Genomic DNA, 23,785 nt, shown 5'->3' with positions numbered 1-23,785 from the left:
CCCAGGAAGGACCAGAAATGACTCTCGTCGTCACCGATCCCCACCCCGTCGACCGGGCCGGAGAAATCCTGACCCCGGAGGCTCTCGCCTTCGTCGAAGAACTCCACGTCCGCTTTGCCGGAACCCGCGCCGAGCTGCTCAAGGCCCGCGCCCGCAAGCGGGAGCACGTGGCCCTGACCGGCCGCCTGGACTTCCTGCCGGAGACCGCGGAGATCCGCGACGCCGACTGGAGCGTGGCTGTGGCGCCCGCGGCCCTGCAGGACCGCCGGGTCGAAATGACCGGGCCGGCCGCCCCGGCCAAAATGGCCATCAATGCGCTGAACTCCGGCGCCAAGGTGTGGCTCGCCGACCTCGAGGACGCCAGCACGCCCACCTGGTCCAACGTGGTCGAATCGATCCTCAATCTCCGGGACGCGGCCGACGGCACCCTGAAATACACCTCGCCCGAAGGCAAGGAATACGCGCTGCGCACTGACGCCCCGCTCGCGGTGGTGGTGACCCGGCCACGCGGCTGGCACATGGGCGAACGGCACCTGCTGATCGGCGGGGAACACACCATCGGCGCCCTGGTGGACTTCGGCCTGCACTTCTTCCACACCGCCAAGCGGCTCGTGGCAAACGGTCAAGGCCCCTACTACTACCTGCCCAAGATGGAGAGCCACCTCGAGGCCCGGCTGTGGAACGAGATCTTCGTCTTCGCCCAGGACTACGTCGGCATGCCGCAGGGCACCGTCCGCGCCACGGTCCTGATCGAGACCATCCCGGCAGCGTTCGAGATGGATGAGATCCTCTTCGAACTCCGCGACCACGCCTCCGGCCTGAACGCCGGCCGCTGGGACTACCTGTTCAGCATCATCAAATACTTCCGCGACGCCGGTGCGAGCTTCGTGCTGCCCGACCGCGCCACCATCGCCATGACCGCGCCGTTCATGCGGGCGTACACCGAGCTCCTGGTCAAGACCTGCCACCGGCGCGGGGCCTTTGCCATGGGCGGCATGGCAGCGGTGATCCCGAACCGGCGCGAACCCGACGTGACGGCCCAGGCCTTCGAGAAGGTGCGCGCGGACAAGACCCGCGAGGCGAACGACGGCTTTGACGGCTCCTGGGTGGCGCACCCGGACCTGGTGCCTGTCTGCCGCGAGGTGTTCGACGCCGTCCTGGGCGGGCGGCCCAACCAGCTGGACCGGCAGCGCCCGGAGGTCAGCGTCACCGCCGAGCAGCTCCTGGACATCCGATCCGCCCAGGGCCAGGTGACCGAGGGCGGCCTGCGTTTGAACCTCTACGTCGCCGTCGCGTACACCGCCGTCTGGATCTCCGGCAACGGCGCCGTCGCCATCCATAACTTGATGGAGGACGCCGCGACGGCGGAAATCTCGCGGTCCCAGGTCTGGCAGCAGATCCGCAACCGTTCGGTGCTTGCCGACACCGGCCGGACCGTCACCCGCGAGCTGGTGTCTGCCATCCTGGCCGAAGAGACCGGGAAACTCCGGGCCGAGGTGGGCGAGGACGCGTTCGCGAAGCACTACCTGCCCGCCAGCAAGCTCATCGGCGGCCTCTGCCTGTCCGAGGACTACACCGATTTCCTCACCACGCCGGCGTACGAGCTGGTGGACTGAACGCATGGCAGCCTCCTCGGCCAGCGCCGGGCAGCATACACCGGGCCGTTCACCAAACGGGTCACCAATCCAGGGTCCGGTGAGGCAGGGTCAGGTGAGCCCGGCGCTCTCGGCGGCGGACCTTGCCCGGATCGATGCGCGGCTCGCGGCCACCGACCGGCTGCTGGAGCGTGGCTACCCGGGCGACGACGGCTCCCGCCAGCCCGTGCACACCGTCTACGTTCCGGCCGACCGTTTCGGCCCGGACTTCACCGCGGACTGGGGCGCCCAGGCGTTGGCCGCAACCGATGCCCACGGCGGGCTGGAACGGCTCGGCACCCTGCTCGGCCAGGACCCCGAGCTGGCCGCCGCCGTCGCGCCGCGGGTCCGGGCCAAGCTCTCACACGAGCCGATCGAGGACCTTCGGCTGGACTTTGAGGACGGCTTCGGGGACCGGGGCGACGACGCCGAGGACGCCGCCGCAGTTGCCGCGGCGTCCGTCGTGGCCGCCGCCGTCGCCGCCGGCACCGCGCCGCCGTTCATCGGGATCCGCTTCAAGTGCTTCGAGGCCGCCACCCGCGCGCGGGGCCTGCGGACCCTGGATCTTTTCGTGTCGCAGCTGGCCGCGGCCGGCGAACTGCCGGACGGGCTCATCCTCACCTTGCCCAAGGTCACCACGGTGGCCCAGGTGGAGGCCATGGCCTTCGCCGTGTCCCGCCTCGAGGAAGCCCATTCGTTGCCCGCGGGCCGGCTCCGCTTTGAGGTTCAGGTGGAAACCCCGCAGCTGATCCTGGGCCCGGACGGAACCTCTCCGGTGGCGCGCTTGCCGCACGCTGTGCCCGGCAGGATCAGCGGGCTGCACTACGGCACCTACGACTATTCGGCGTCGCTGCAGATCTCCGCCGAATACCAGTCCATGGAACATCCCGTGGCGGACTTCGCCAAGGAAGTCATGCAGCTTGCCGCGGCAGGCACCGGGATCCGGCTCTCCGACGGGTCCACCAACATCCTCCCGGTGGGCGGGAACGTGGAGCAGGCCTGGCAGCTCCACGGCCGGCTGGTCCGCCGCTCGCTGGAACGCGGCTACTACCAGGGCTGGGACCTCCACCCGGCGCAGCTGCCCAGCCGGTTCGCCGCGACCTACGCCTTTTACCGGCAAGGGTTCCCCGCCGCCGCTGCCCGGCTCCGCCATTACGTGGAACAAACCGCCGGCGGCGTCCTGGATGAGCCCGCCACCGCCCGCGCCCTGGCGGCCTTCGTGCTCCGCGGCGTCCAGTGCGGCGCCGTCGGTGCCGACGAAGTCCTGGCGCTGGCCGGCGTCGGGCTCCCCCAACTCACCGTGCTGGCCCATCCCCGGCTGGCCGCCACCTCCGCCTCCTCAGCAGAAGGAACGCACCCATGAGCAACTATTTCTACCCTGAGGGCGGGCTTCCGCCGCAGACCCAACTCCTCACCGACCGGGCCGTGGTCAAGGAGGCCTACACGGTCATCCCGAAGGGCGCCCTCCGGGACATCGTCACGAGCAAGCTTCCCGGCTGGACCAACACCCGCTCCTGGATCATTGCCCGGCCCATCGCCGGTTTCGCTACGACGTTCGCGCAGCTGATTGTCGAGGTGGGACCGGGCGGCGGCGCGGAAAAGCCCGAGCCGGAGGCCGGCGTCGAAGGCGTCATCTTCCTGACCAAGGGCGCCCTGGCACTGACCCTCGAGGGGGAAGTCCACCAACTCGGAGAGGGGAGCTACGCCTACCTCGCCGCGGGGGCCCGGTGGTCCGTGGCGAACGAGTCCGGGGAGATCGCGAGCTTCCAGTGGATCCGGAAGGCCTACGAACCGCTGACCGGCCACACGGCAAAGTCCTTCGTGACCCGGGACCAGGAAGTCGAACCGCGGCCCATGCCCGGTACCGACGGCGCCTGGGCCACTACCCGTTTCGTGGACCCGGAGGACCTTGCCCACGACATGCACGTCAATATCGTCACCTTCAAGCCCGGGGCTTCCATCCCGTTCGCGGAAACCCACGTCATGGAACACGGGCTCTTCGTCCTGGAAGGCAAAGCCGTCTACCGGCTCAATGACGACTGGGTGGAGGTGGAGGCCGGCGACTTCATGTGGCTGCGTGCCTTCTGCCCCCAGGCCTGCTACGCCGGCGGCCCGGGTGACTTCCGGTACCTGCTGTACAAGGACGTCAACCGCCAGATCCGGCTGACCTGAAACCGGAGCCGGGAGCACTTGTGGCACAGGCGATCCTTGCTAGCCTGATGCTGTGAGGTACGAATCCCTGTGGATCGGAATGCTCCTTGGCGCGGCCCTCGGCTTCGCAATCGGGGTCACCACCGTCGACAAGCCGTTCACGGGCTTGCTGATCGGTGTGGCGCTCGGCGCCCTCGTGGGCCTGGCGGCCCGGAAGGACCCCAGGAAACGGTAGGGATGCCCGCCGCCGGGACCCCCGAAGCCATGCCCCTTGGCTCTCCGACCACCTGCCGCCCTCACCGGAAGAACCCGCAATGACGTACACCGTGAACTGCTCCATCCTCCTGACGGAGCTCCCGCTTCTGGAACGCCCGGCCGCGGCGAAGGCCGCCGGTTTTGACGCCGTCGAATTCTGGTGGCCCTTCGGCACCTCGGTCCCCACCGACGTCGAGGTTTCCCGGTTTGAGAACGCCATCGCCGACGCCGGCGTGCAGCTCACGGGCCTGAACTTCAACGCAGGCGACATGCCCGGCGGCGACCGCGGCTTGGTCTCCTGGCCGGCACGCTCCACCGAATTCCAGGACAACATCGACGTCGTCGCCGGCATCGGCGAGCGCCTCGGCTGCAAGGCCTTCAACGCCCTCTACGGCAACCGCGTTGACGGTGCATCCGCGCAGAGGCAGGACGCCCTTGGCGCCGAGAACCTCGCGACGGCGGCTGCCGGCGTCGCGAGCATCGGCGGCACTGTGCTCCTGGAACCGGTCAGCGGCGCACCACGCTACCCGCTGCTCAAGGCCCAGGACGCCCTCGACGTCATCGCCCGGGTCAAGCGGGAATCCGGCGCGGAGAACATCAAGCTCCTCGCCGACTTCTACCACCTGGCCGTGAACGGTGAGGACGTCGCCGCCGTCATCGAAAAACACGCCAGCGACTTCGGCCACATCCAGATCGCCGACAACCCCGGCCGCGGGGCTCCCGGAACCGGGCAGCTTCCGCTCGGCGAATGGGTCGCCCGCAGCCGCGCCCTCGGCTACCAGGGCTACATCGGCCTGGAATACAAGGAACCGGCGGAAACGGCGTTCAACTGGGCCCTCCGTGCCTGAAGACACCTACGACGTCGTCTTCCGCGGCCGGCAGGTGCTGACCACCGACGGCATCGCCGCGCGGGAAGTCGGCCTCCGCGACGGCGTGATTGCCGCGATCGAGCCGCTGGGCACCGGACTATCCGGCCGTGAAGTCATCGATCTCGCCGGCGACGAAACCCTCCTGCCGGGCCTCGTGGACACCCACGTGCACGTCAACGAGCCCGGCCGCACCGAGTGGGAGGGCTTCGCGTCCGCCACCCGGGCGGCGGCGGCCGGCGGCGTCACCACCATCATCGACATGCCGTTGAACAGCATCCCGCCCACCACCTCCGTGGCCGGCCTTAAGCTCAAGCGCGAGGCGGCCGGGGGCCAGGTGTTCGTGGACGTCGGGTTCTGGGGCGGGGCCGTCCCGGGCAACAGGCACGAGCTGCGGCCGCTGCACGACGAGGGCGTCTTCGGCTTCAAATGCTTCCTGCTGCACTCCGGTGTGGACGAGTTCCCGGACCTGTCAGCGGACGAGATGGAAGCGGACATGGCCGAGCTCCAGTCCTTCGACTCGCTCATGATCGTCCACGCTGAAGACTCCCACACGATCGATCACGCGCCCCGCCCGGGCGGCGGCCGCTACGCCACATTCCTGGCGTCCCGACCGCGCGGAGCCGAGAACAAGGCCATCGCCGAGGTCATCGAGCGGGCCCGCCGTACCGGCGCCCGCGCCCACATCGTTCACCTGTCGTCCTCCGACGCGCTCCCCATGATCGCCGCCGCCAAGCGCGACGGCGTCCGCCTCACCGTCGAGACGTGCCCGCACTACCTGACGCTGACTGCCGAGGAAATCCCGGACGGCGCCACGGCCTACAAGTGCTGCCCGCCGATCCGCGAAGCCGCCAACCGCGAACTGCTGTGGGCCGGGCTTCTGGACGGCACCATCGACTGCATCGTCTCGGACCACTCCCCGTCCACCCTGGATTTGAAGGACCTGGAGAACGGGGACTTCGCCGTGGCCTGGGGCGGCGTCTCCTCGTTGCAGCTGGGCCTGTCGCTGGTCTGGACCGAGGCCCGGCACCGCGGCATCGCGCTGGAGCAGGTTCTCTCGTGGATGGCGGCCAAGCCGGCCCAGTTCGCCGGCCTGCGCAACAAGGGCCAGTTGGCGCTCGGGTACGACGCCGATCTCGCCGTGTTTGCCCCGGACGAGGGGTACGTCGTGGATGCCTCCAGGCTCAGGCACAAGAACCCCATCACCCCCTACGACGGGAAGGACCTTTCCGGCGCCGTCCGGCAGACCTACCTCCGCGGCACCCTGGTCGACGGCCGGACGCCGACCGGCAGGCTGATCCGCCGCGGCGGCGCATGAACCCGCGTCTGGCCCGCGCCCGGTCCGCGCCTGGTCCGCGCCGCATTCGGTTTTCTGCCCCGCTTTAGGACGAAGGCCCCGCGGATCCGCGGTGCGCTGGTCCGGTTCCGACGCAGTTTTCCGATAACGCCGCGCTAGAAGAGGGCGCCCGCGACGGCCTGCGTCAGCTCATGGATCACCTCGGTGCGTTCCGGGACGTCGCTCAAGTCCTGGCCCCTGGTGTAGATGACCAGCGCGTATGCGGTGTTGCCCTGCGCGAGGACCGCGGCGTCGTGCAGTTCATCGTCCAGGAGCCCGTACTTGTGGAAGACCGTGATCCCTTCCGGAACGGCGGCGGGAATGAGCGTTTCGTAGTTGGTGTCCTGCATATAGGACAACAGCTGGGCGGTGTGCCCGGCCGTCAGGAGCGTCCCGGAATAGACCCCCGCCAGGATCGTCGCCATTTCCGCCGGTGTCAGCGTGTTGGTCGCGGGGTCATAGCTCACGCCCAGCGATGCCGCGTACTCCGTCAGCTGCTCATGGCCCACGGCATCCATGATCAGCGACCACGAGTCGTTGTCGCTCTGCTGGATCATCTCCCGGAGCTGGAAGCCGGCGGTGTAGCTCCCCAACGGGTCATCGATGCTGGCCGCCCCGGTTTCGACCAGGTGGTAGTACGCCGCCGCGGCCAGCACTTTGGCTGTGCTCGCCGCCACGAACTCCTCCCGGACCCCGTATTCGTGGACGTCCGCGGCGCCGGGAGCCTGGGAGAGGTCGACCAGCGCCACGCCGATCTCATACTGGCTGTTGGCATCGAGAATGGCCTTGATACGCGCGTCCAGGGCCTCGTCCACCGTTCCCGGCGCCGGACCGGATGCCTGGGCCGACGCATCGGGGCTGGCCGACGGCGATGAGCTGGCCCCCGCCGTCGGCGCGGCAGTCGGTGCGGCAGACGCCGTGGGATTCACCGCAGCCGAGCGGGCTTCCGCGGAGGAATAGATGCCTGCGGCCAGCACGACCGCCAGCGCTGCGGCACCGGCCGTCAGGGCCATGGCCCGGACCCGGCCAGGCGCCGGCTGCCGTCCCGTGGCCGTGCCCCGGGATCCGAATCGTCGCTGCCTTGGAGTCTGCTGTTCCATAATGGCTCCAAGCTAGCCACGGCAGCTATGCCCGAGCTATGAAATAGCTGTCAGGCCGGGGGGTCCCCAGGCCGGCCCGGACAGGTCCCGGGCAGGCCCAGGCGGCGGAATACAGCCTCGGTCCACGATGTTGTGCATCACAGACCCGTTGTTCACCCCCCACCCCCCCGAAGGATCATCATGAGCGCAAACATGACCGTCAAGCTTCAGCCCGGCACCCCGGCCCCGGATTTCACCCTCCCTGACGCCGAAGGCAAGCCGGTTGCCCTGGCCGACTACCGCGGCAAGAACGTCATTGTGTACTTCTACCCGCAGGCGGCAACTCCCGGCTGCACCACCGAGGCTTGCGACTTCCGCGACAACCTCGCGTCCCTGCAGGGCTCCGGCTACGAGGTCCTGGGCATCTCCCCCGACGCCCCCGAGGCCCTCGCCCATTTCACCGGCGACTTCGCCCTGACCTTCCCGCTCCTTGCCGACGAGGACCACGCCGTGGCCCTCGCCTACGGCGCGTGGGGCGAGAAGCTGGTCCACGGCGAGGTCACGGAGGGCATCGTCCGCTCCACCGTGGTGCTGGACCCCGAGGGCAAGGTCAAACTGGCGCAGTACCAAGTCAAGGCCCAGGGGCACGTGGCGTCGCTCAAGGAAGCACTGGGCGTCTAACGCTGCACCGCTCCGCGGCGTCGCCGCGGGGGATTCGGACCACCGCGGCGGAATCGGACAGATGCAGCGCGGATCCGCGGCGCGCGGGTCCCATAGCTGCCCGCCGGTCCGAAACCGCCGCGGAATAGTTCTCCACATCCGCCGCGCCGGTGGTTGTCCGGCCCCGGCAGCGCGGGCCACCATCGGGGCATGGACCTACCCCGACTTATTCTCAGCAGCGACCTCGCGCGCCTCGGCGCGGACGCACGGGGCCGTGCACGGCAGGCGGAATCCGGGCAGCTCCGGCGCATCAGGCAGGGCGTCTACGTCCGGGCGCAGGAGTGGGAGGCGCTGCCGCCGTGGGACAGGTATCGGGTCCTCATCCGGGCGGCGGCTTCGACATTGCGGAGCCGGACCGTCTTCTGCCGCCAGTCCTCCGCCGTGCTGTGGGACATGCCGGTGCTGGGCCACAGCCATCTGGTGCACGCCTGCACGTCCGACGGCGGCGGCGGGCGCTCGCGCGCCGGGGTCCGCCGGCATCTGGTCGATTTGGGCTCGGTGCAGATCGAGGAACGTCACGGGCTCCTGGTCACGGACCGTGTCCGGACAGCACTGGACCTGGCCGCCTCCGAATCGTTTGAGCAGGGAGTCGCAGTGTTCGACCATGTCCTGGGGCCGCGCCCTGGCACCCTCAGCCGCGGGGAACTCGACGCCGAGTACCTCCGGGGCCGGACACCAGCCGAGGCCCTCACCGACGAGAAACGCCGGGAGGACAGGATTCGGGCCACGGGCCGGCACGTGATCCGTTGGACATGGACGGAGCTGGCCAATCCCGGATCATTCTCCGCATTCCTGGCGGACGCCGGCGTTCCCCGGCAGCCGCTCCCGTCCTGTCGGCGCTGATCATCCCGCCACGCTCCCGGGAAACCGCCACGATATCGGGCACGCGGCCCGGATCCCCGGCGCACCGGTCCGGATGCGGCGCTGCGGTCCGAAAACGCCGCAAAAAACGGTCCGGGCCCTCCCGCCCAGCTAGACCTTGGTTCCCGCCACCACGGTTGCGGTGGACCGGAGCCGGATCGCGCCGTCGTGCTCGTAGCGGCCCAGCAGAGCGAACACATCCGAGCGGATCAGGGCCCGCGACTCCGCGTCCGCCTTGGCCAGCCCCATCGCCACGGTCGTCGCGATGTCGGTCATGAACTCCCAGTAGCTCTCCGGGGATTCGTGCACCAGGTCGGTACTGACCTGGTGCTCGGCCACCTCGGCCAGCCCGGCCTCCTTGAACATGCGGGTCATGAAGCCGGTTGGTGCGCAGCGGAACAGCCCGGGAGTCCCGGCGGGCGGAATGGGCAGTTCCCGGTGCCGGGCAATCGTGCCCAGGACCAGGCTGGCCCAGGGGTTTGCTGCCGCGCGTCCCCAGACGACGGCGCCGACACGGGCGCCCGGCCTGGCGGTGCGCGCCATCTCTGCCATGGCCGCGGACATCACCGGGAAGAACATCAAACCAAAGTGGCTGTACACGGCATCGAACGTGCTGCTCCGGAACGGCAGGGCGGCCGAATCGCACACTTGAAAGTCCAGGTTCTTCAGGCGCCGGGCCGATGCCTTCTCTTCGGCCACCCGGAGCATCCCGGCCGAAATGTCGGTCAGGACCACCCGGCCTTCCGGCACCTGCGCGGCCACGTTGAGGCCAGGCTCCCCCGTGCCTGCCGCGACGTCCAGCACCTCTGAATCGGGGCGGAGCCGGAGCTCCTCGCGGAGGGCGTCGCCGAACGGGGCCTGCCACCCGAGCAGTTCCGCGTCCCATTTCTTCCAGCCCGCCGAGAACTCATCCCAGAGCAAGCGCTGCTCCTCACGAACACGGTCGGCTGAAGCTAACATGGCGGATCCTTAGCTCGTCTGTACCTAGCCCCTAGTCTGCTCCGGGATACGGTCCGCGGCAATGAGTTGAAGGGCAGTAGGCTTAACGGCATGTCTCCCCACGAAACCCCCGGCACAGCAGGCAACGACCCCCAGCGGGAACCGGCACAGGGCAACATTCAGGGCGGCGTTCCGGAGCGCCGCGAGGTCACCGTCCGCCGGGCCCCGAAATATGTGCCCTTCCTGATCCTGGGCGGGCTCCTGGGCGTGGCCGTGGCGGCCATCATCGCCTACGCCCTGCCCGGTGACCCGAGCTTCGACCGCTCCTCGGTCTTCGGCTTCTTCATGGTCCTCTGCGCGGCCGGCGGCGTCATCCTGGGTGCCGCGATCGCCCTGGTCCTGGACCGGCGGAGCGTCCGCCGCGCCGAGCACGCCGTCGTCGAATCCGCACCGGACGCCGACGACGACGAGGGCCGCGACGGCAACCTCCGCTGAGGGGCGTCAGGTCATAAACCGGCCGCCGGAAAAGTCTTAGCGCACATCGTGAGATAATCGACCAGTGGCACGCGGCGATGGAAAACTTTCTCATGATCTTCTCCCAGGCGAAAAAGGCCCTCAGGACGCATGCGGCGTCTTTGGGGTCTGGGCACCCGGTGAAGAAGTAGCAAAACTCACCTACTACGGGCTGTATGCACTGCAGCACCGCGGTCAGGAGTCGGCTGGCATAGCAACCAGCGACGGCAAGCGGATCAACGTCTACAAGGACATGGGCCTCGTTTCCCAGGTCTTCGACGAGACCACGCTGAACACCCTGACCGGGCACCTGGCCGTCGGCCACTGCCGCTATTCCACTACCGGTGCGAGCCACTGGGCCAACGCCCAGCCCACCCTGGGCGCGACGTCCACGGGCACCGTGGCCCTGGCCCATAACGGCAACCTGACCAACACGGCCGAGCTCAAGGCAATGATCGAGGACCGCAACGGCGGAAACCTCAGCGGCGAGATGAAGCAGGGCAACACCTCGGACACCGCCCTGGTGACCGCGCTCCTGGAGGGCGAAGAGGGCAAGTCGCTGGAGCAGACGGCCATGGAGCTGCTGCCCAAGATCAAGGGCGGCTTCTGCTTCGTCTTCATGGATGAGGGCACCCTCTACGCGGCCCGCGACACCTACGGGATCCGCCCGCTGTGCCTGGGCCGGCTCGAACGCGGCTGGGTGGTTGCCTCGGAGCAGTCCGCCCTCGCCACCGTCGGCGCCAGCTTTATCCGCGAAATCGAACCCGGCGAGTTCATCGCGATCGACGAGGACGGCGTACGCTCGCAGCGCTTCGCCGAGGCGACGCCGGCCGGCTGCGTTTTCGAATACGTTTACCTCGCCCGCCCCGACGCCTCCATTGCGGGCCGTTCGGTGTACGAATCCCGCGTCGAGATGGGCCGCCAGCTGGCCCGCGAAAACACCCAGGAAGCGGACATCGTCATCCCGGTGCCCGAATCAGGCACCCCCGCGGCGGTGGGCTACGCCGAGGAATCCGGCATCCCCTTCGCGCACGGCTTCGTCAAGAACTCCTACGTGGGCCGGACGTTCATCCAGCCCTCGCAGACGCTGCGCCAGCTCGGCATCCGGCTCAAGCTCAACGCCCTCGAATCCGTGATCCGCGGCAAGCGTGTTGTGGTGGTGGACGACTCGATCGTCCGCGGCAACACCCAGCGTGCGATCGTGCGGATGCTCCGGGAGGCGGGCGCCGCAAGCGTCCACATCAAGATTTCCTCGCCGCCGGTCAAGTGGCCCTGCTTCTACGGCATCGATTTCGCCTCCCGGGCGGAACTGATCGCCAACGGCGCCACCATCGACGAGATCACCCAGGCCATCGGTGCCGACTCGCTCGCCTACATTTCCGAAGACGGCATGATCGACGCCACCCGGCAGCCGCGCGAGCGTCTCTGCACCGCCTGCTTCACCGGCAAGTACCCGATCGAGCTGCCCGGCGCGGACAAGCTCGGCAAGAACCTGCTTGAGCGCACCGACCTCGGCGGCCTCCCGCCCGCCGCCGGCGCGGCTGCTTCCGCCGCGGCGCCCGCGGCCCCGTCCGGCGCGTCTGATTCCGGTGCGGCCCCCTCCGGTGCGGCGTCCGACGCCGAACCCGGCACCTCCATCGCCGACGATCCGGCCGAGAAGGCCGGCGCCACCGGCTGCGATCCGGGGCCGGACTCCGAATTCGAAGAACTGCTCACCGATGCCGACCGCGTCACCACAGCCGACAAGAAAGAGCCAGTATGACTTCCGCCTCCCCGGCCGCTGACATGAACGCCGCCCAGAACGCCGGCATCACCTACGCCTCCGCCGGCGTCGACGTTGAAGCGGGAGACCGCGCCGTCGAACTCATGAAGGACGCCGTCAAGGCCACCCACAACGCCTCGGTGATCGGCGGCGTCGGCGGGTTCGCGGGCCTCTACGACGTCTCCCGGCTGCTGACCTACAAGCGCCCGCTGCTGGCCACCTCCACCGACGGCGTCGGAACCAAGGTGGCAATCGCCCAGGCCATGGACATCCACGACACCATCGGCTACGACCTCGTCGGCATGGTCGTGGACGACATCGTCGTCGTGGGTGCCGAGCCGCTATACATGACCGACTACATCGCCTGCGGCAAGGTGGTCCCGGAGCGCATCGCCGACATCGTCCGCGGCATCGCGGCCGCCTGCTCGGTCGCCGGCACCGCCCTGGTGGGCGGCGAAACCGCCGAACACCCCGGCCTGCTCGGGGAACACGAGTACGACGTCGCCGGTGCCGCCACCGGCGTTGTCGAGGCCGACCAGCTGCTCGGCCCGGACCGCGTCCGCGCCGGCGACGTGGTGATCGGCATGGCCTCCTCCGGCCTGCACTCCAACGGCTACTCCCTGGTCCGCCGCGTCATCAACCACGCCGGCTGGGCCCTGGACCGCCAGGTCTCCGAACTCGGCCGCACCCTGGGCGAGGAGCTCCTCGAGCCCACCCGCGTCTACGCCGCCGACTGCCTGGACCTTGCCCGCACCTTCCCGGTGAACGGCTCCGCGGGCGGCAAGGCCGTCCACGGCTTCAGCCACGTGACCGGCGGCGGCCTCGCCGCCAACCTCGCCCGCGTCCTCCCGCAGGGCCTGCTGGCCACCGTCGACCGCTCCACCTGGGAGCTCCCGGCCATCTTCAAGCTGGTTTCCGAACTCGGCAACGTCCCGCTGGCCGACCTCGAGCGCACCCTGAACCTGGGAGTGGGCATGGTCGCCATTGTTTCGCCGGAAGCAGCCGACGCCGCCGTGAACCGGCTCAACGACCGCGGCCTGCCGTCCTGGATCATGGGCACCGTCGAGCAGAACTCGGATGCGGTCCTCAAGACCGGCCCGGATTACGTCCAGGGCGCCAAGGGCGTCGACGGCGGCGCCGTCCGGCTGGTCAACGCCTACGCCTAAACGGGCCCAACCTGCGTCGAGTGCTCCCCCGGCCCCCGCGCGCCTCGCGGGCTCGGCCGGGGAACCCCGCCGTCGAGTGCTCCACAACTGCCGTTTTGAGGTCTCAATACGGCAGTTATGGAGCACTCGATGGGTTTAAGCCGCGGTCCTAAACCTCCAGCAGGCTGAAGACGCTGCCCTGCGGATCCTTGAGGGTGGCGATGGTGCCGGCTTCCTCGATCTCGTCCGGTTCGATCAGCACGACGCCGCCCGCGGCCACCGCAGCCTGCACCGCCGCCGCGACGTCGGAGACGCCGAAGTAGACCTGCCACCCCGGCTCGAGGGTGTCCTGGGCGTCGCCGGGAACCCGGGCGATGCCGGCCACCTCGGCGCCGCCCACCATGAGCGTGGTGTAGGTGCCGCCGTCGTCCTGGGGGTATTCGGTGACCTCGTGCCCGAAGAGCTGCTGGAAGAAGCCGACGGCGGCCTGCGGTTCCGGCGTGAGCAGCTCAGCCCAGGCCAGGCTGCCCGCCTCCTGGCTCCGGCCGGCTCCGATGTGGCTGCCGGCCTGCCAGGCCCCGGTGGTTCCGCCGCCGGGTGGGGCGAAGAAGACCATGACGCCGGTGTCACCGATCTCCTCGGGGCCAAATTCAAGGCGCCCGGGGGAATGGGCCAGTTCGGCGGCCAGGTCCCGGGCGTCGTCGACAGCGAAGTACACGTTCCACCGGCCCGGTTCGGCCGCGGCTTCCTGCCGCGGGTTCTGCGGCGCGATCACGGTAACCAGGTCGTCGTCCAGGAAGGCTTTCGCGTAGCTGCGACCGTCCGGGGTGGGCAGGTCCTCATACCGCCAGCCGAAGACCTCCGCGTAAAAGGCCTTCGCCGTCTCCACGTTGGGGGTCTGGAGGTCCGTCCAGCAGAGCTCGCCCTCGGCGAATCCTTTGCGCATGGTCATGGCAGTCCTTCCGGGGCATCGGTGTGGCGGCCGGGAAAATCCGGCACGAACAACCTAGCCCGGCGCCCCGCCGGTGACAACTGCGCCGGCTCATCACGGCGAAGCGCGGGCACGGCGGCCGGCCGCGGAAACGGAAAGCTGCGGGCACAAGAAAGGCCGCCGCCCACGCCTGTTACAGGTGTGGGCGGCGGCCCGAAAATCTTTGGCTGGCACCGCGGTGCCGGATGGATCCCCCGGAGAAAACTGCCGGAAGGAAGCGTCGACTAACCTATGCGACGGGAATCAACCTCGTCGTCGTCGTCTTCCACATCGTCCGCGTACTTATCCACATACGCCGAATAATCCGGTTCCACCGGGTCATCCGCGAAGTGGCTCGTGGCACGACTTCCCGGGCCCGTGAGCTCGCGCTGTAGGGCCGAATAGTCAGTGTTCGGGGAGTAGTACTTGATGTCCCGAGCCTGCTTGGTAGCTTTTGCCTTTTGACGGCCGCGCCCCATGGCGTGACCCCCTTTTGTACTTGGACCGGAGGTGGTCACCTTTTGGCGATCGGTGAGGCCCCGGAATGTTTGGTCAATTTGTCGTACACCTAGATTACATGCTTTCGGCGCCAACTGCTCGCCGGCCCGCCCCCTGTGGACAGTGTGGCGCCTCCCGCAACGGTGGCCGCAGCCACTGGCGCATGCGCGGTGCCGCGCATCTTCGATAGAGTTTCGTGATGTGCGCCCAGAAAAGGGCCGCTACGCCGGGCCTCCAGCCCCGGCAAAGACGCACGGAAGTGGTGAATTTCTCAGTGACCGAAGAGAATCCAAGGAACGACGCCGGGACCATCCCGCCGCCGCCCTCGAGGCCGCCGACGTCCGCCCTGCCCGTCATTACAGCCGACCGCGCGCGGCCCACGAATCCTGCGGCGGCACCCGCAGCGGCGAAACCCACGCGCCCGGCCCTTACCGGCACCGCGTTCGCCGGCACCAGGAAAACGCTCTCACGCACCAAGAAGGCTCTCTCACGGCGGGCACGACCCCTGGTCCGCCGGATCCGCCGGCAGGGGCCAAAGCGGCTCGGCGTGGCCGCGGCCGTCCTCGTGGTGCTTGCGCTCCTGGTCTGGTGGGCTGTGGCCGCAATTGCCGGCAGCGGCCAGGCCTCCGCAGGAAACGACAGCCCGGCCCCCGCCGCTTCGTCGGCGTCCGCCCCCGCAAGCCGCGGGGCGTTGCCGCTGGAAGGCGTCAGCCCCCTGGACTTCCAGCTGCGGGACTGCTTCAAGGACTTCGACCCGGATGCGCAACAGTCCACCGTCGTGGATTGCGCCACCGGCCACTCGGCGCAGCTGGTCGCCGTGGAAAAATACGGGCCAGATGACTCGTACCCCGGCCGGGACCAGCTCAAGCAGAAGGCACGCGATGCCTGCAAGGCGGCACCGCTCACGGCAAAGGCCGGCGACTACGACCTGAGCTACAAGCTGGCCTACCCGAGCCCGCGCAGCTGGGAGATGGGCGACCGGCGGGTCGACTGCTACGCCGCGACAAACGGCGGAAACGTCATCAAGGACTCCCTGCTGCCCTAGGCTTGGCCGCCGGCGCCTACTCCTTGCGCCGGACCGAGAGCCCGGTGCCCGCGCCGCCGCTGGTCAGCTCCCTGTCCCCCAGCCCGCCCATTGTGAGTTCCATCAGGTCCGGCGCGGTGTCCACCAGGACGGTGTCGCCGTCGGCGATGTCGCCGGCCAGGATGGCCTTTGCCAGCCGGTCGCCGATCTCGCGCTGCACCAGGCGGCGCAGCGGCCGCGCGCCGTACGCGGGATCGAAGCCGGATACGGCCAGCCAGGCGCGGGCACCCTCGGTAACTTCCAGGTTCAGCCGGCGGCCCTTGAGCCGCTCGCCCAGCTCCTTGACCTGCAGTTCCACGATCCGGGAGAGCTCCTCCACGCTCAGCGGATCGAACAGCACCACTTCATCGAGCCGGTTAAGGAACTCCGGCTTGAAGGAGGCGTTCACCGTGGCCATGACCGCGTTCTTCTTGGCCGCGGCGTCGAGGTTGGGGTCCACGAGGAACTGGCTGCCCAAGTTCGAGGTGAGCACCAGGATCACGTTGCGGAAGTCAACGGTACGGCCCTGCCCGTCGGTGAGCCGGCCGTCGTCGAGCACCTGCAGGAGGATGTCGAAGACCTCAGGGTGGGCCTTTTCCACTTCGTCGAGCAACAGCACGGAGTACGGGCGCCGTCGCACGGCCTCGGTAAGCTGGCCGCCCTCCTCGTAGCCGACATACCCGGGAGGCGCCCCGACGAGCCGGGCCACGGAGTGCTTCTCCGAATACTCGGACATGTCGATCCGCACCATCGCGCGCTCGTCGTCGAAGAGGAAGTCCGCGAGGGACTTGGCGAGTTCGGTCTTGCCGACGCCGGTGGGGCCGAGGAACAGGAACGAGCCGGTGGGCCGGTTGGGGTCGCTGATCCCGGCGCGGGCGCGGCGCACGGCGTCGGAGACCGCGGCGACGGCTTTCTTCTGGCCGATCAGCCGCTCGCCCAGCACGTGCTCCATGTTCAGCAGCTTCTGGCTCTCGCCCTGGAGCATGCGCCCCGCGGGGATGCCGGTCCAGGCCGAAATCACCTCGGCGATGTCGTCGGCCGTGACCTCGTCGGCCACCATCTGCCCGGACTTGTCCGGCACGGCAGCCTCGGCCTCGGCGGCGGCGTTCAGTTCCCGTTCCAGGGCGGGGATCTCGCCGTAGAGGATCCTGGATGCGGTCTCCAGGTCCCCCTCGCGCTGGGCCTTGTCCGCGGCGGAGCGGAGCTCGTCAAGCTTGGCCCGCAGATCGCCCACCCGGTTCAGGCCCGCCTTCTCTGCCTCCCACCGGGCGTTTAGGCCCGCGAGCTCTTCCTTCTTGTCCGCCATGTCCGCGCGCAGGGCCGCGAGCCGTTCCACCGAGGCGGGATCGGTCTCGCCGGCCAGCGCCAGTTCCTCCATGGTCAGGCGGTCCACCTGGCGGCGCAGCTGGTCGATCTCCTCCGGGGCGGAATCGATTTCCATGCGCAGCCGGGACGCGGCCTCGTCCACGAGGTCGATCGCTTTGTCCGGCAACTGCCGGCCGGAGATGTACCGGTTGGAGAGCGTCGCGGCTGCCACGAGGGCGGAGTCGGCGATGGAGACCTTGTGGTGGGCCTCGTAGCGTTCCTTGAGGCCGCGCAGAATGCCGATGGTGTCCTCCACGCTGGGCTCGCCCACGTAGACCTGCTGGAACCGGCGCTCCAGGGCGGGGTCCTTTTCGATGTTCTCGCGGTACTCGTCCAGCGTGGTCGCACCGATGAGGCGCAACTCGCCGCGGGCCAGCATGGGCTTGAGCATGTTGCCGGCGTCCATGGAACTGTCCCCCGTGGCCCCGGCACCCACCACCGTGTGGAGCTCGTCGATGAACGTGACGATCTGCCCCTCGGAGTTCTTGATTTCCTCCAGGACAGCCTTGAGCCGCTCCTCGAATTCGCCGCGGTACTTCGCTCCGGCCACCATCGAGGCGAGGTCCAGGGCGATCAGCGTCTTGCCGCGCAGGCTTTCGGGCACGTCGCCTTCCACGATCCGTTGGGCGAGACCCTCGACGACGGCGGTCTTGCCGACGCCGGGCTCGCCGATGATGACGGGGTTGTTTTTGGTGCGGCGGCTAAGGACCTGGATGATGCGCCGGATCTCGGCATCGCGGCCAATCACAGGGTCCAGCTTGCCCGAGCGGGCGACCGCTGTGAGGTCCGTACCGTATTTCTCCAGCGCCTGGAACGAGTTTTCCGGGTCCGCGTTGTCCACTTTGCGGTCGCCGCGGACGCCCGGGAGGGCGGCCAGCAGTGCCTCGTGGGAGGCGCCGGCCTCGCGCAGGAGCTTCCCGACGCCGTCGCTTCCGGCGGCAAGGCCCAGCAGCAGGTGTTCGGTGGAAACAAAGGCGTCGCCGAGCCGCTCGGCCTCGTTCTGGGCATTCTTGATCACCTGCAGCCCTGCCCGGGACAACTGCGCCTGCTGCACGCTGCTCCCGGAGGTCGACGGAAGGGCCTTGATGGCGGTGCTCGCCTGGACACTGACGGCGTCCGGGTCGGCGCCGGTGGCACGAAGCAGCGCGACGGCGACGCCCTCCCGCTGGTCCATGAGGGCCTTGAGCAAGTGAGCGGGCTCGAGCTGCGGGTTGCCCGCGGTCGAGGCGTTCATGGCGGCCGCAGCGAGGGCCTCCTGGCTCTTGGTGGTGAATTTGGCGTCCAACGAGGGCTCCTTCCGGAATGGTCCTGATATTAAAGTTGAGTCTACATCGCTCAACTTTGATAAGAGGGAGGCTGGCTCCATGTTTGCCGACAGCGAAACGCCTGTCTAGGGCCGACCGCCCGCGGCTCCTCGGGTGCGCACCCCGCCCCCTCGCCGCGCACCCCGCCCCTCGCCGCGGGACATGACCTCCCTTGACCCGTGCCAGTGGACATACTCCCCTTGTGCCCATCCCCCGACCTGAAGAGTGGACATGTCTCCCGGTGCCGGACGTGACGGAGCCCGGCGGCGCGAAGCCCGGACCGGCTCGGCAGGTACGGATGGGAACGGGTGGCCTGCCCCGGCTCAGAAGGAGTGGCCGGGCTAATGAGGCCCGGTGAATGTAGCCCCGCTCGTGAGGCCCGCTCGAAAGTAGCTGCCCGAAGGCCCGGGCTCAGAGTCCGGGCTCGGAAGAAGCGGTCCAGCGGCCGGGTCCCCCAAGGAGCCGGCCGCCAAACCAAACACTCCCACCCCCAAAGCTTGTCACAGGTTTGACAAAATTGTCACACGCCGCTCCGGACCGTGCCGAGGCCCGTCGGTATTGTGGAATCCATGAATGACACGACGGCACCGCAGGATCCCGGGCACCGGAGCATATTCCTTGACAAAGCGCACCCCGCTGCCTGGCGAGCACTCAACGGGCTGGGCCTGAAAGCCAAGGAAGCCGCCGCCGACGCCGGGCTGGACGACACACTGATCGAGTTGCTCAATGTCCGCATTTCGCAGATCAACGGCTGTGCCTTTTGCCTGGACATGCACGTAGGCGATGCCGTCAAGAACGGCGAGTCGGCCCAGCGTCTGGCCGTCCTCCCCGCATGGCGCGACACCACTCTGTTCTCCGAAAAGGAACGCGCGGCCCTGACTCTGGCCGAGGCCATCACCACCATCTCGGACGCCCACACCCGCGACCACGAAGGCGCGCAGGCCAGGCGGCACCTGACGGCCGAAGAATTTTCCGCCGTCAGCTGGCTGGCGATTACGATGAACGCGTTCAACCGGGTTTCCATCGTCAGCCAGCACCCGGTCCGCGACCCCGCGCTGCCTACAGCGACGAAAACTACAGCCGGCTGGCAGAAGTGAAGCGCGAGTTTGATCCCGGGAACGTGTTCCGCGGCAACCAGAACATCCGCCCGGCCGTCGCGGTATGACCCCGACGGCGGCGCCCGCACCGGTGCCCGAAGTCCGGGCCGCGCGTGTCCGCGGTCGGGACTAGACTGCCACCATGGCCGTCTACGTCGATCCGCCGCTCTGGCCTGCCCACGGAACCCATTTTTCCCACCTGGTCTCGGACACCTCTCTTGAGGAACTGCACGCCTTCGCCGCGGCCGCCGGCATCCCCGGGCGCGCGTTCGACGGCGACCACTACGACGTCGCCGAAGACCGGTACGCGGCCCTGGTGGCGGCCGGCGCCGTCCCTGTGGAGGGACGGGTCCTGGTCCGTAAACTGATCGGCAGCGGCCTGCGGATCCCGGCCCGCCGGCGTGGCAAGGCCCTCCGGGTCCCGCTCTTGAACCGCTGGAACGAGGCGTTGCCGGGCCACGACGCCCTCTTCCTGGACCTGCTGGACCGCTGGGGCGAGGAACACCGGAAGTACCACGGCCGCACCCATCTGCTGGCGGTGCTGGAGGCCCTGGACCTGCTGTGCGATCCGGCCGATCCGCCCCGCACCGTGCTGCTGGCCGCCTGGTTCCACGACGCCGTCTACCGCGGCGTGGCAGGCCAGGACGAGGAAGAATCGGCGCGGCTGGCCGACGACCGGCTCCGGGATGCCTGTCTCCCGGCGGCCGAGGTGGACGAAGTGGTGCGCCTGGTGCTGCTGACGGCCGACCACTGTCCGGAGCCCGGAGACGACGACGGCGCCCTGCTCAGCGACGCCGACCTCTCCGTCCTCGGCGGGGAACCGGAGGCCTACGCCCGCTACCTCGCCGCCGTCAGGGAAGATTTCGCCCACATCGGCGACGCCGACTTCGCCGCCGGCCGCGCCGCCGTCGTGCGCCAGCTGCTGCAGCTCGACCCGCTCTTCCACACCGACCGTGGCCGGACACTGTGGCTGGACGTGGCCCGCAGGAACCTGCGGGGCGAACTCGCGTGAGCCGTGTCCCGGCCTCCTACCGGCGCCCTCCCACCGGCGGGCGGCGGCTCAGGCAGCCACGCTGAGGTGATTGGCCAGCCGGTCGAAGGACTCACGCCACCCTTCGCCATGGCGGTCGCGGCTTTCCGCGGAGTCGAACGGGCCCTGGGTGAAGGTCATCTGCGTGCCGCCGTCGATCTCCTCCAACCGGATCGTCACCTCGGTCTCGAAGCCGCGGGTGCCGTCCGGCCTGTCCCAGGCATGGGTGAACACGAACAAGTGCGGCGGCTCGACATCGGTATGCACCCCGCTCCACCAGAATTGCTGCCCGGTACTGTCCTGGATCATGCAGGCGCGGTACAGGCCGCCGACTTCGAGGTCCGCGTCGACGCTCTCACGCGGGACATGGAAGCCGCGCGGACCCCACCACTGCGGAGCCTGGTCCGGGTCCGTCAAAGCCGACCACACGCCCTGGATCGGCGCCCTGAACTCGCGGACAATGACCAGCATGAGGTCCGTGTCGCCGGATGACGGTTGGCTCATGGTCCTCTCCCTCGGATTGCTTGAACTGACAGCTGAAGTGCCCCGGCCCGCGGGTTGCGCTGCGGCCGCCTAGCGCCGGCCGGGGCTGTAGGCGGTCACATACGGGGTGTTGCTCGGGATGATTTGTTTGCCGAGCGGCATCAGCGAGATGGGTATGAGCTTGAGATTGGCGATCGCCAGCGGAATGCCGATAATCGTGATGGCCATGGCGAAGGCCGTAACGACGTGTGCGATCGCGATCCAGATGCCGGCCACAAGCAGCCAGATGACATTTCCCATCAGGGTGAATATGCCGTTGCCGCCGGGCTTGTCCACCACCATGCGGCCGAACGGCCACAAGGCATAGGAGGCGATGCGGAACGAGGCCAGGCCCCACGGAATGGTGACGACCAGCAGGCAGCAGACGACGCCGGCAAGGAAATATCCCAGGGCCAGCCACAGGCCGCCGAAGAGCAGCCAGATGATGTTCAGGAGTGTCTTCATGCATTCATTCTCGCCCGTAGGAGTGACATTCGGATCAGTGGTTTATCCGGAAACATCCCTGAATTTCGTGCCCTGCCCCGGACAGGTTTCCACGGGCCCGGCCCAGGCGTGCCCGGCCGGGCCGGGCCCGCCTCGTCGGTGCTTAGGTATCGGCCTGCTTGACCATGGCGGCCTCAACGTTGATCTTGACCTTGTCGCTGACCAGCAGGGCGCCCGCTTCAAGGGCGGCGTTCCACGTCAGGCCGAATTCCTTCCGGCTGATGTCCGCCTCGGCACTGAATCCGGCCCGGGTGGCTCCGAAGGGGTCCACTGCCACGCCGGTGTACTCGACTTCGAGGTCCACCGGCTTGGTGACGCCACGGATTGTGAGCTCGCCGGTCAGCACATAGTCTTCCCCCTCACCCCGGATCCCGGTGGCCCGAAAAGTCATGTCGGGGAATTGCTCGACGTCGAAGAAGTCCGGGCCGCGGACGTGGCCGTCGCGGTTGGCGTCGCCCGAATCGAAGCTGGCGGTCTTGACCGTGGCGTGCAGGCTTGCGTCCGCCAGCGACTCGCGCACCCTTGCCTCGGCGGAGGCCTCGTTGAACCGGCCGCGGACCTTGCTGATGCCCGCGTGGCGGACGCTGAAACCGATTTCACTGTGGGACATGTCCAATGTCCACACTCCGGGGGTCAAACCTTCGGGCAGAGTCACAACGGTCTCCTTCGAGCGGTGGCGGGCCTGTCCCGCCGGGGCGGTCGGGGTATTCCCCACTCTGCATGCTAACGAGGAAGCCCGTCGCGGGCTAGGTCCCACCGGCTCCGACGCCGGACACGGGGCACGCGACACGCCAGCGGCCACGCCGGGCCGCGGCGCCGGATTTCCGAGGGCGGATCCAGCGATCCGGGGCCGACGCGTTCTCTGGCCTTCGCTCCACGGCCGGGTTACTCTGGCCTATAAATGCCGGGCAATCACCGAATTTCGCAGAACTATTCACGCGGAACTATTCACACAGTCCTGATCAACCAATTGATGTGAGGAATCGTGGCCAAGTCCCTGGGGAAGCGTGGCAAGCCAGTTATCGGCGCTTGCTTGCTGAGCCTGGGTCTGTTCCTTTCCGCCTGCCAGCCCGGGCCGCCGGAACCCACACCGCGTCCGAGCCCCGGCACGCCGTCGTCCCCCGCGCCGCCGCCCCTACCGCCGTCCACCGCACCGCCGTCGTCGTCTGCCGCGCCGTCCGCCGGCGAGCCCGTGCACTTCACCGCCCAGGGTGACATCGGCGTCGGTTCGGGCGCCAAAAAAGTGCTCGACGCCGTTGCCGGCCTCAAGCCCCACCTGAACCTCGCCCTGGGCGACTTCGCATACAAGGCCGGGCTCGAACAGGAGTTCTGCGACATGGTCACCGCCCGTCTCGGCGGGAACTTCCCCTACCAGTTGGTGACCGGAAACCACGAGAGTGACGGCCGGGACGGCGACATCGAGAAGTATGTCCAGTGCCTGCCCAACAGGATGCCCGGCCTCCAGGGCGAATACGGCGTCCAATGGCGCCTCGATGTCCCCGAGCAGAATCCCGTTGTCCGCTTCATCATGGTTTCCCCCGGCATCGATTTCCGGGGTGGGGAGCCGCTGGACTACTCAAGGGACAGCGAACGCTGGCGCTGGACCGCGGACGCCATCGACGAGGCCAAATCGCAGAACATCCCCTGGACGGTGGTGGGCATGCATACCCCGTGCCTGAGCGTCGGCAACTACGACTGCCAGGCGGGGCAGGACTTCACGAACATGCTGATCGAGAAGCAGGTGGACCTGGTCCTGTCCGGCCACGACCACGTCTATCAGCGGACGCATCAACTGGCCACGGGCGGAGGCTGCGCGGAACTCGTTCCCGCGACCTTCGCCTCCGCATGCCTGGCCGATACCGATGACGCCATGGCCCAGGGCTCGGGGACCGTGTTCGCCACCGTCGGCGTCGGCGGCGTCGGACTCTACAACGTCCGATCCGAGGACCCGGAGATGCGCTACTTCGCCAGCACATCCGGGAAGAACCAGGGCCCGGCCTTTGGCACCCTGGATGTCATGGCGACGGCGGATGAACTTGCCGCCCGGTTCGTTCCCGCCGACGGCTACAGCTTCTCGGATTCCTTCACCCTCCGCCGGTAGTCTGTTGCGGCATTCGGCGGCAGGTGTGCGGCCGCGAGTAGACCGCAGGTGGGCCGAAGAACGCGCACAA

At 68.6% G+C, this 23,785-nt stretch carries 24 protein-coding genes; 16 read left to right on the top strand and 8 right to left on the bottom strand.

The window, feature by feature from the left end; translation table 11 throughout:
* Positions 1-17 precede the first annotated feature (17 nt).
* The 6 genes from aceB (at position 18) to allB (ending at position 6,224) form a co-directional block, all read left to right on the top strand.
* On the top strand, positions 18-1,616 hold the full coding sequence (gene aceB / locus B5X90_RS05915; protein ID WP_079550879.1) for a malate synthase A: 1,599 nt from the start codon (positions 18-20) through the stop codon (positions 1,614-1,616).
* Positions 1,617-1,710: 94 nt separating this feature from the next.
* Positions 1,711-2,997, top strand: coding sequence for a DUF6986 family protein (locus B5X90_RS05910; protein ID WP_079550877.1), 1,287 nt, complete (start codon positions 1,711-1,713; stop codon positions 2,995-2,997).
* The gene (locus B5X90_RS05905) at positions 2,994-3,806 is read left to right on the top strand and encodes a bifunctional allantoicase/(S)-ureidoglycine aminohydrolase (protein WP_079550875.1); all 813 of its coding nucleotides are present in this window, start codon (positions 2,994-2,996) and stop codon (positions 3,804-3,806) included. The genes B5X90_RS05910 and B5X90_RS05905 overlap by 4 nt, the downstream gene beginning before the upstream one ends.
* A gap of 52 nt (positions 3,807-3,858) precedes the next feature.
* Positions 3,859-4,020, top strand: coding sequence for a glycine zipper domain-containing protein (locus B5X90_RS21230; protein WP_179129057.1), 162 nt, complete (start codon positions 3,859-3,861; stop codon positions 4,018-4,020).
* A gap of 79 nt (positions 4,021-4,099) precedes the next feature.
* On the top strand, positions 4,100-4,888 hold the full coding sequence (locus tag B5X90_RS05900; RefSeq protein ID WP_079550873.1) for a hydroxypyruvate isomerase family protein: 789 nt from the start codon (positions 4,100-4,102) through the stop codon (positions 4,886-4,888).
* The gene (gene allB, locus B5X90_RS05895) at positions 4,881-6,224 is read left to right on the top strand and encodes an allantoinase AllB (protein WP_079550871.1); all 1,344 of its coding nucleotides are present in this window, start codon (positions 4,881-4,883) and stop codon (positions 6,222-6,224) included. The genes B5X90_RS05900 and allB overlap by 8 nt, the downstream gene beginning before the upstream one ends.
* 134 nt (positions 6,225-6,358) lie before the next feature.
* Here allB and B5X90_RS05890 read toward each other — a convergent pair whose 3' ends face one another.
* Complete coding sequence (locus B5X90_RS05890) at positions 6,359-7,342, bottom strand: serine hydrolase (protein ID WP_256860076.1); 984 nt, start codon at positions 7,340-7,342, stop codon at positions 6,359-6,361.
* A 180-nt stretch (positions 7,343-7,522) separates the two neighbouring features.
* On the opposite strand from B5X90_RS05890, the gene bcp reads away from it, so the two are divergent.
* Together bcp and B5X90_RS05880 are read left to right on the top strand one after the other, a co-directional pair.
* The gene (bcp, locus tag B5X90_RS05885) at positions 7,523-8,002 is read left to right on the top strand and encodes a thioredoxin-dependent thiol peroxidase (protein ID WP_028275479.1); all 480 of its coding nucleotides are present in this window, start codon (positions 7,523-7,525) and stop codon (positions 8,000-8,002) included.
* A gap of 189 nt (positions 8,003-8,191) precedes the next feature.
* The gene (locus B5X90_RS05880; RefSeq protein WP_079550867.1) at positions 8,192-8,884 is read left to right on the top strand and encodes a hypothetical protein; all 693 of its coding nucleotides are present in this window, start codon (positions 8,192-8,194) and stop codon (positions 8,882-8,884) included.
* 129 nt (positions 8,885-9,013) lie between these two features.
* Here B5X90_RS05880 and B5X90_RS05875 read toward each other — a convergent pair whose 3' ends face one another.
* Complete coding sequence (locus tag B5X90_RS05875) at positions 9,014-9,862, bottom strand: class I SAM-dependent methyltransferase (protein WP_079550865.1); 849 nt, start codon at positions 9,860-9,862, stop codon at positions 9,014-9,016.
* 90 nt (positions 9,863-9,952) lie between these two features.
* On the opposite strand from B5X90_RS05875, the gene B5X90_RS05870 reads away from it, so the two are divergent.
* The 3 genes from B5X90_RS05870 to purM all read left to right on the top strand — a co-directional run bounded on the left by B5X90_RS05870 (position 9,953) and on the right by purM (position 13,282).
* Positions 9,953-10,336 (top strand): hypothetical protein, encoded by a 384-nt coding sequence (locus B5X90_RS05870; protein WP_256860075.1) that lies wholly within the window; start codon positions 9,953-9,955, stop codon positions 10,334-10,336.
* A 64-nt stretch (positions 10,337-10,400) separates the two neighbouring features.
* Positions 10,401-12,116, top strand: a complete 1,716-nt coding sequence (gene purF / locus B5X90_RS05865; protein WP_079550863.1) for an amidophosphoribosyltransferase — start codon at positions 10,401-10,403, stop codon at positions 12,114-12,116.
* On the top strand, positions 12,113-13,282 hold the full coding sequence (purM, locus tag B5X90_RS05860) for a phosphoribosylformylglycinamidine cyclo-ligase (RefSeq protein WP_018774152.1): 1,170 nt from the start codon (positions 12,113-12,115) through the stop codon (positions 13,280-13,282). Before purF ends, purM begins: the two co-directional genes overlap by 4 nt.
* A gap of 148 nt (positions 13,283-13,430) precedes the next feature.
* On the opposite strand, the gene B5X90_RS05855 is transcribed toward purM, so the two are convergent.
* Both B5X90_RS05855 and B5X90_RS05850 read right to left on the bottom strand, forming a co-directional pair.
* Complete coding sequence (locus tag B5X90_RS05855; protein WP_079550861.1) at positions 13,431-14,213, bottom strand: VOC family protein; 783 nt, start codon at positions 14,211-14,213, stop codon at positions 13,431-13,433.
* 263 nt (positions 14,214-14,476) lie between these two features.
* Positions 14,477-14,710, bottom strand: coding sequence for a DUF3073 domain-containing protein (locus tag B5X90_RS05850; protein WP_018774150.1), 234 nt, complete (start codon positions 14,708-14,710; stop codon positions 14,477-14,479).
* 293 nt (positions 14,711-15,003) lie between these two features.
* On the opposite strand from B5X90_RS05850, the gene B5X90_RS05845 reads away from it, so the two are divergent.
* Positions 15,004-15,774 (top strand): septum formation family protein, encoded by a 771-nt coding sequence (locus B5X90_RS05845; RefSeq protein ID WP_143264662.1) that lies wholly within the window; start codon positions 15,004-15,006, stop codon positions 15,772-15,774.
* Positions 15,775-15,790: 16 nt separating this feature from the next.
* On the opposite strand, the gene clpB is transcribed toward B5X90_RS05845, so the two are convergent.
* Complete coding sequence (clpB, locus tag B5X90_RS05840; RefSeq protein ID WP_079550857.1) at positions 15,791-18,442, bottom strand: ATP-dependent chaperone ClpB; 2,652 nt, start codon at positions 18,440-18,442, stop codon at positions 15,791-15,793.
* Positions 18,443-19,030: 588 nt separating this feature from the next.
* Between clpB and B5X90_RS05835 the strand changes: the two genes are divergently transcribed.
* The 3 genes from B5X90_RS05835 (at position 19,031) to B5X90_RS05825 (ending at position 20,570) form a co-directional block, all read left to right on the top strand.
* Positions 19,031-19,558 carry a carboxymuconolactone decarboxylase family protein gene (locus B5X90_RS05835; protein ID WP_079550855.1) on the top strand — a complete coding sequence of 176 codons (528 nt, stop codon included), beginning with the start codon at positions 19,031-19,033 and terminating at the stop codon, positions 19,556-19,558.
* Complete coding sequence (locus B5X90_RS21570) at positions 19,546-19,626, top strand: BBE domain-containing protein (protein ID WP_256860093.1); 81 nt, start codon at positions 19,546-19,548, stop codon at positions 19,624-19,626. The genes B5X90_RS05835 and B5X90_RS21570 overlap by 13 nt, the downstream gene beginning before the upstream one ends.
* 74 nt (positions 19,627-19,700) lie before the next feature.
* On the top strand, positions 19,701-20,570 hold the full coding sequence (locus B5X90_RS05825) for a DUF4031 domain-containing protein (RefSeq protein ID WP_079550853.1): 870 nt from the start codon (positions 19,701-19,703) through the stop codon (positions 20,568-20,570).
* 48 nt (positions 20,571-20,618) lie between these two features.
* On the opposite strand, the gene B5X90_RS05820 is transcribed toward B5X90_RS05825, so the two are convergent.
* The 3 genes from B5X90_RS05820 to B5X90_RS05810 form a co-directional block, all read right to left on the bottom strand.
* Positions 20,619-21,092 carry an SRPBCC family protein gene (locus tag B5X90_RS05820; protein ID WP_079550851.1) on the bottom strand — a complete coding sequence of 158 codons (474 nt, stop codon included), beginning with the start codon at positions 21,090-21,092 and terminating at the stop codon, positions 20,619-20,621.
* A gap of 69 nt (positions 21,093-21,161) precedes the next feature.
* The gene (locus B5X90_RS05815) at positions 21,162-21,575 is read right to left on the bottom strand and encodes a YccF domain-containing protein (RefSeq protein WP_079550848.1); all 414 of its coding nucleotides are present in this window, start codon (positions 21,573-21,575) and stop codon (positions 21,162-21,164) included.
* Positions 21,576-21,717: 142 nt separating this feature from the next.
* A complete protein-coding gene (locus B5X90_RS05810) occupies positions 21,718-22,269 on the bottom strand; it encodes a YceI family protein (RefSeq protein ID WP_079550845.1) in 552 nt (183 codons plus the stop codon).
* A gap of 330 nt (positions 22,270-22,599) precedes the next feature.
* Between B5X90_RS05810 and B5X90_RS05805 the strand changes: the two genes are divergently transcribed.
* Positions 22,600-23,715 carry a metallophosphoesterase gene (locus B5X90_RS05805; protein ID WP_256860074.1) on the top strand — a complete coding sequence of 372 codons (1,116 nt, stop codon included), beginning with the start codon at positions 22,600-22,602 and terminating at the stop codon, positions 23,713-23,715.
* Positions 23,716-23,785: the final 70 nt, after the last annotated feature.

This window comes from Arthrobacter sp. 49Tsu3.1M3, from assembly GCF_900168135.1.
In the GTDB taxonomy this organism is placed as follows: Bacteria; Actinomycetota; Actinomycetes; order Actinomycetales; family Micrococcaceae; genus Arthrobacter.
The sequence above is the reverse complement of the archived record's forward strand: the minus strand, read 5'-3'. Positions and strand labels throughout refer to the sequence as shown.

What these genes read in the sequence shown, in the direction of transcription:
- aceB (WP_079550879.1), top strand. Translation starts at nt 18, where the DNA reads ATGACTCTCGTCGTCACCGATCCCCACCCCGTCGACCGGGCCGGAGAA.
- B5X90_RS05905 (WP_079550875.1), top strand. Translation starts at nt 2,994, where the DNA reads ATGAGCAACTATTTCTACCCTGAGGGCGGGCTTCCGCCGCAGACCCAA.
- B5X90_RS05900 (WP_079550873.1), top strand. Translation starts at nt 4,100, where the DNA reads ATGACGTACACCGTGAACTGCTCCATCCTCCTGACGGAGCTCCCGCTT.
- B5X90_RS05890 (WP_256860076.1), bottom strand. Translation starts at nt 7,342, where the DNA reads ATGGAACAGCAGACTCCAAGGCAGCGACGATTCGGATCCCGGGGCACG.
- bcp (WP_028275479.1), top strand. Translation starts at nt 7,523, where the DNA reads ATGAGCGCAAACATGACCGTCAAGCTTCAGCCCGGCACCCCGGCCCCG.
- B5X90_RS05880 (WP_079550867.1), top strand. Translation starts at nt 8,192, where the DNA reads ATGGACCTACCCCGACTTATTCTCAGCAGCGACCTCGCGCGCCTCGGC.
- B5X90_RS05875 (WP_079550865.1), bottom strand. Translation starts at nt 9,862, where the DNA reads ATGTTAGCTTCAGCCGACCGTGTTCGTGAGGAGCAGCGCTTGCTCTGG.
- B5X90_RS05870 (WP_256860075.1), top strand. Translation starts at nt 9,953, where the DNA reads ATGTCTCCCCACGAAACCCCCGGCACAGCAGGCAACGACCCCCAGCGG.
- purM (WP_018774152.1), top strand. Translation starts at nt 12,113, where the DNA reads ATGACTTCCGCCTCCCCGGCCGCTGACATGAACGCCGCCCAGAACGCC.
- B5X90_RS05855 (WP_079550861.1), bottom strand. Translation starts at nt 14,213, where the DNA reads ATGACCATGCGCAAAGGATTCGCCGAGGGCGAGCTCTGCTGGACGGAC.
- B5X90_RS05850 (WP_018774150.1), bottom strand. Translation starts at nt 14,710, where the DNA reads ATGGGGCGCGGCCGTCAAAAGGCAAAAGCTACCAAGCAGGCTCGGGAC.
- B5X90_RS05835 (WP_079550855.1), top strand. Translation starts at nt 19,031, where the DNA reads ATGAATGACACGACGGCACCGCAGGATCCCGGGCACCGGAGCATATTC.
- B5X90_RS05825 (WP_079550853.1), top strand. Translation starts at nt 19,701, where the DNA reads ATGGCCGTCTACGTCGATCCGCCGCTCTGGCCTGCCCACGGAACCCAT.
- B5X90_RS05820 (WP_079550851.1), bottom strand. Translation starts at nt 21,092, where the DNA reads ATGAGCCAACCGTCATCCGGCGACACGGACCTCATGCTGGTCATTGTC.
- B5X90_RS05815 (WP_079550848.1), bottom strand. Translation starts at nt 21,575, where the DNA reads ATGAAGACACTCCTGAACATCATCTGGCTGCTCTTCGGCGGCCTGTGG.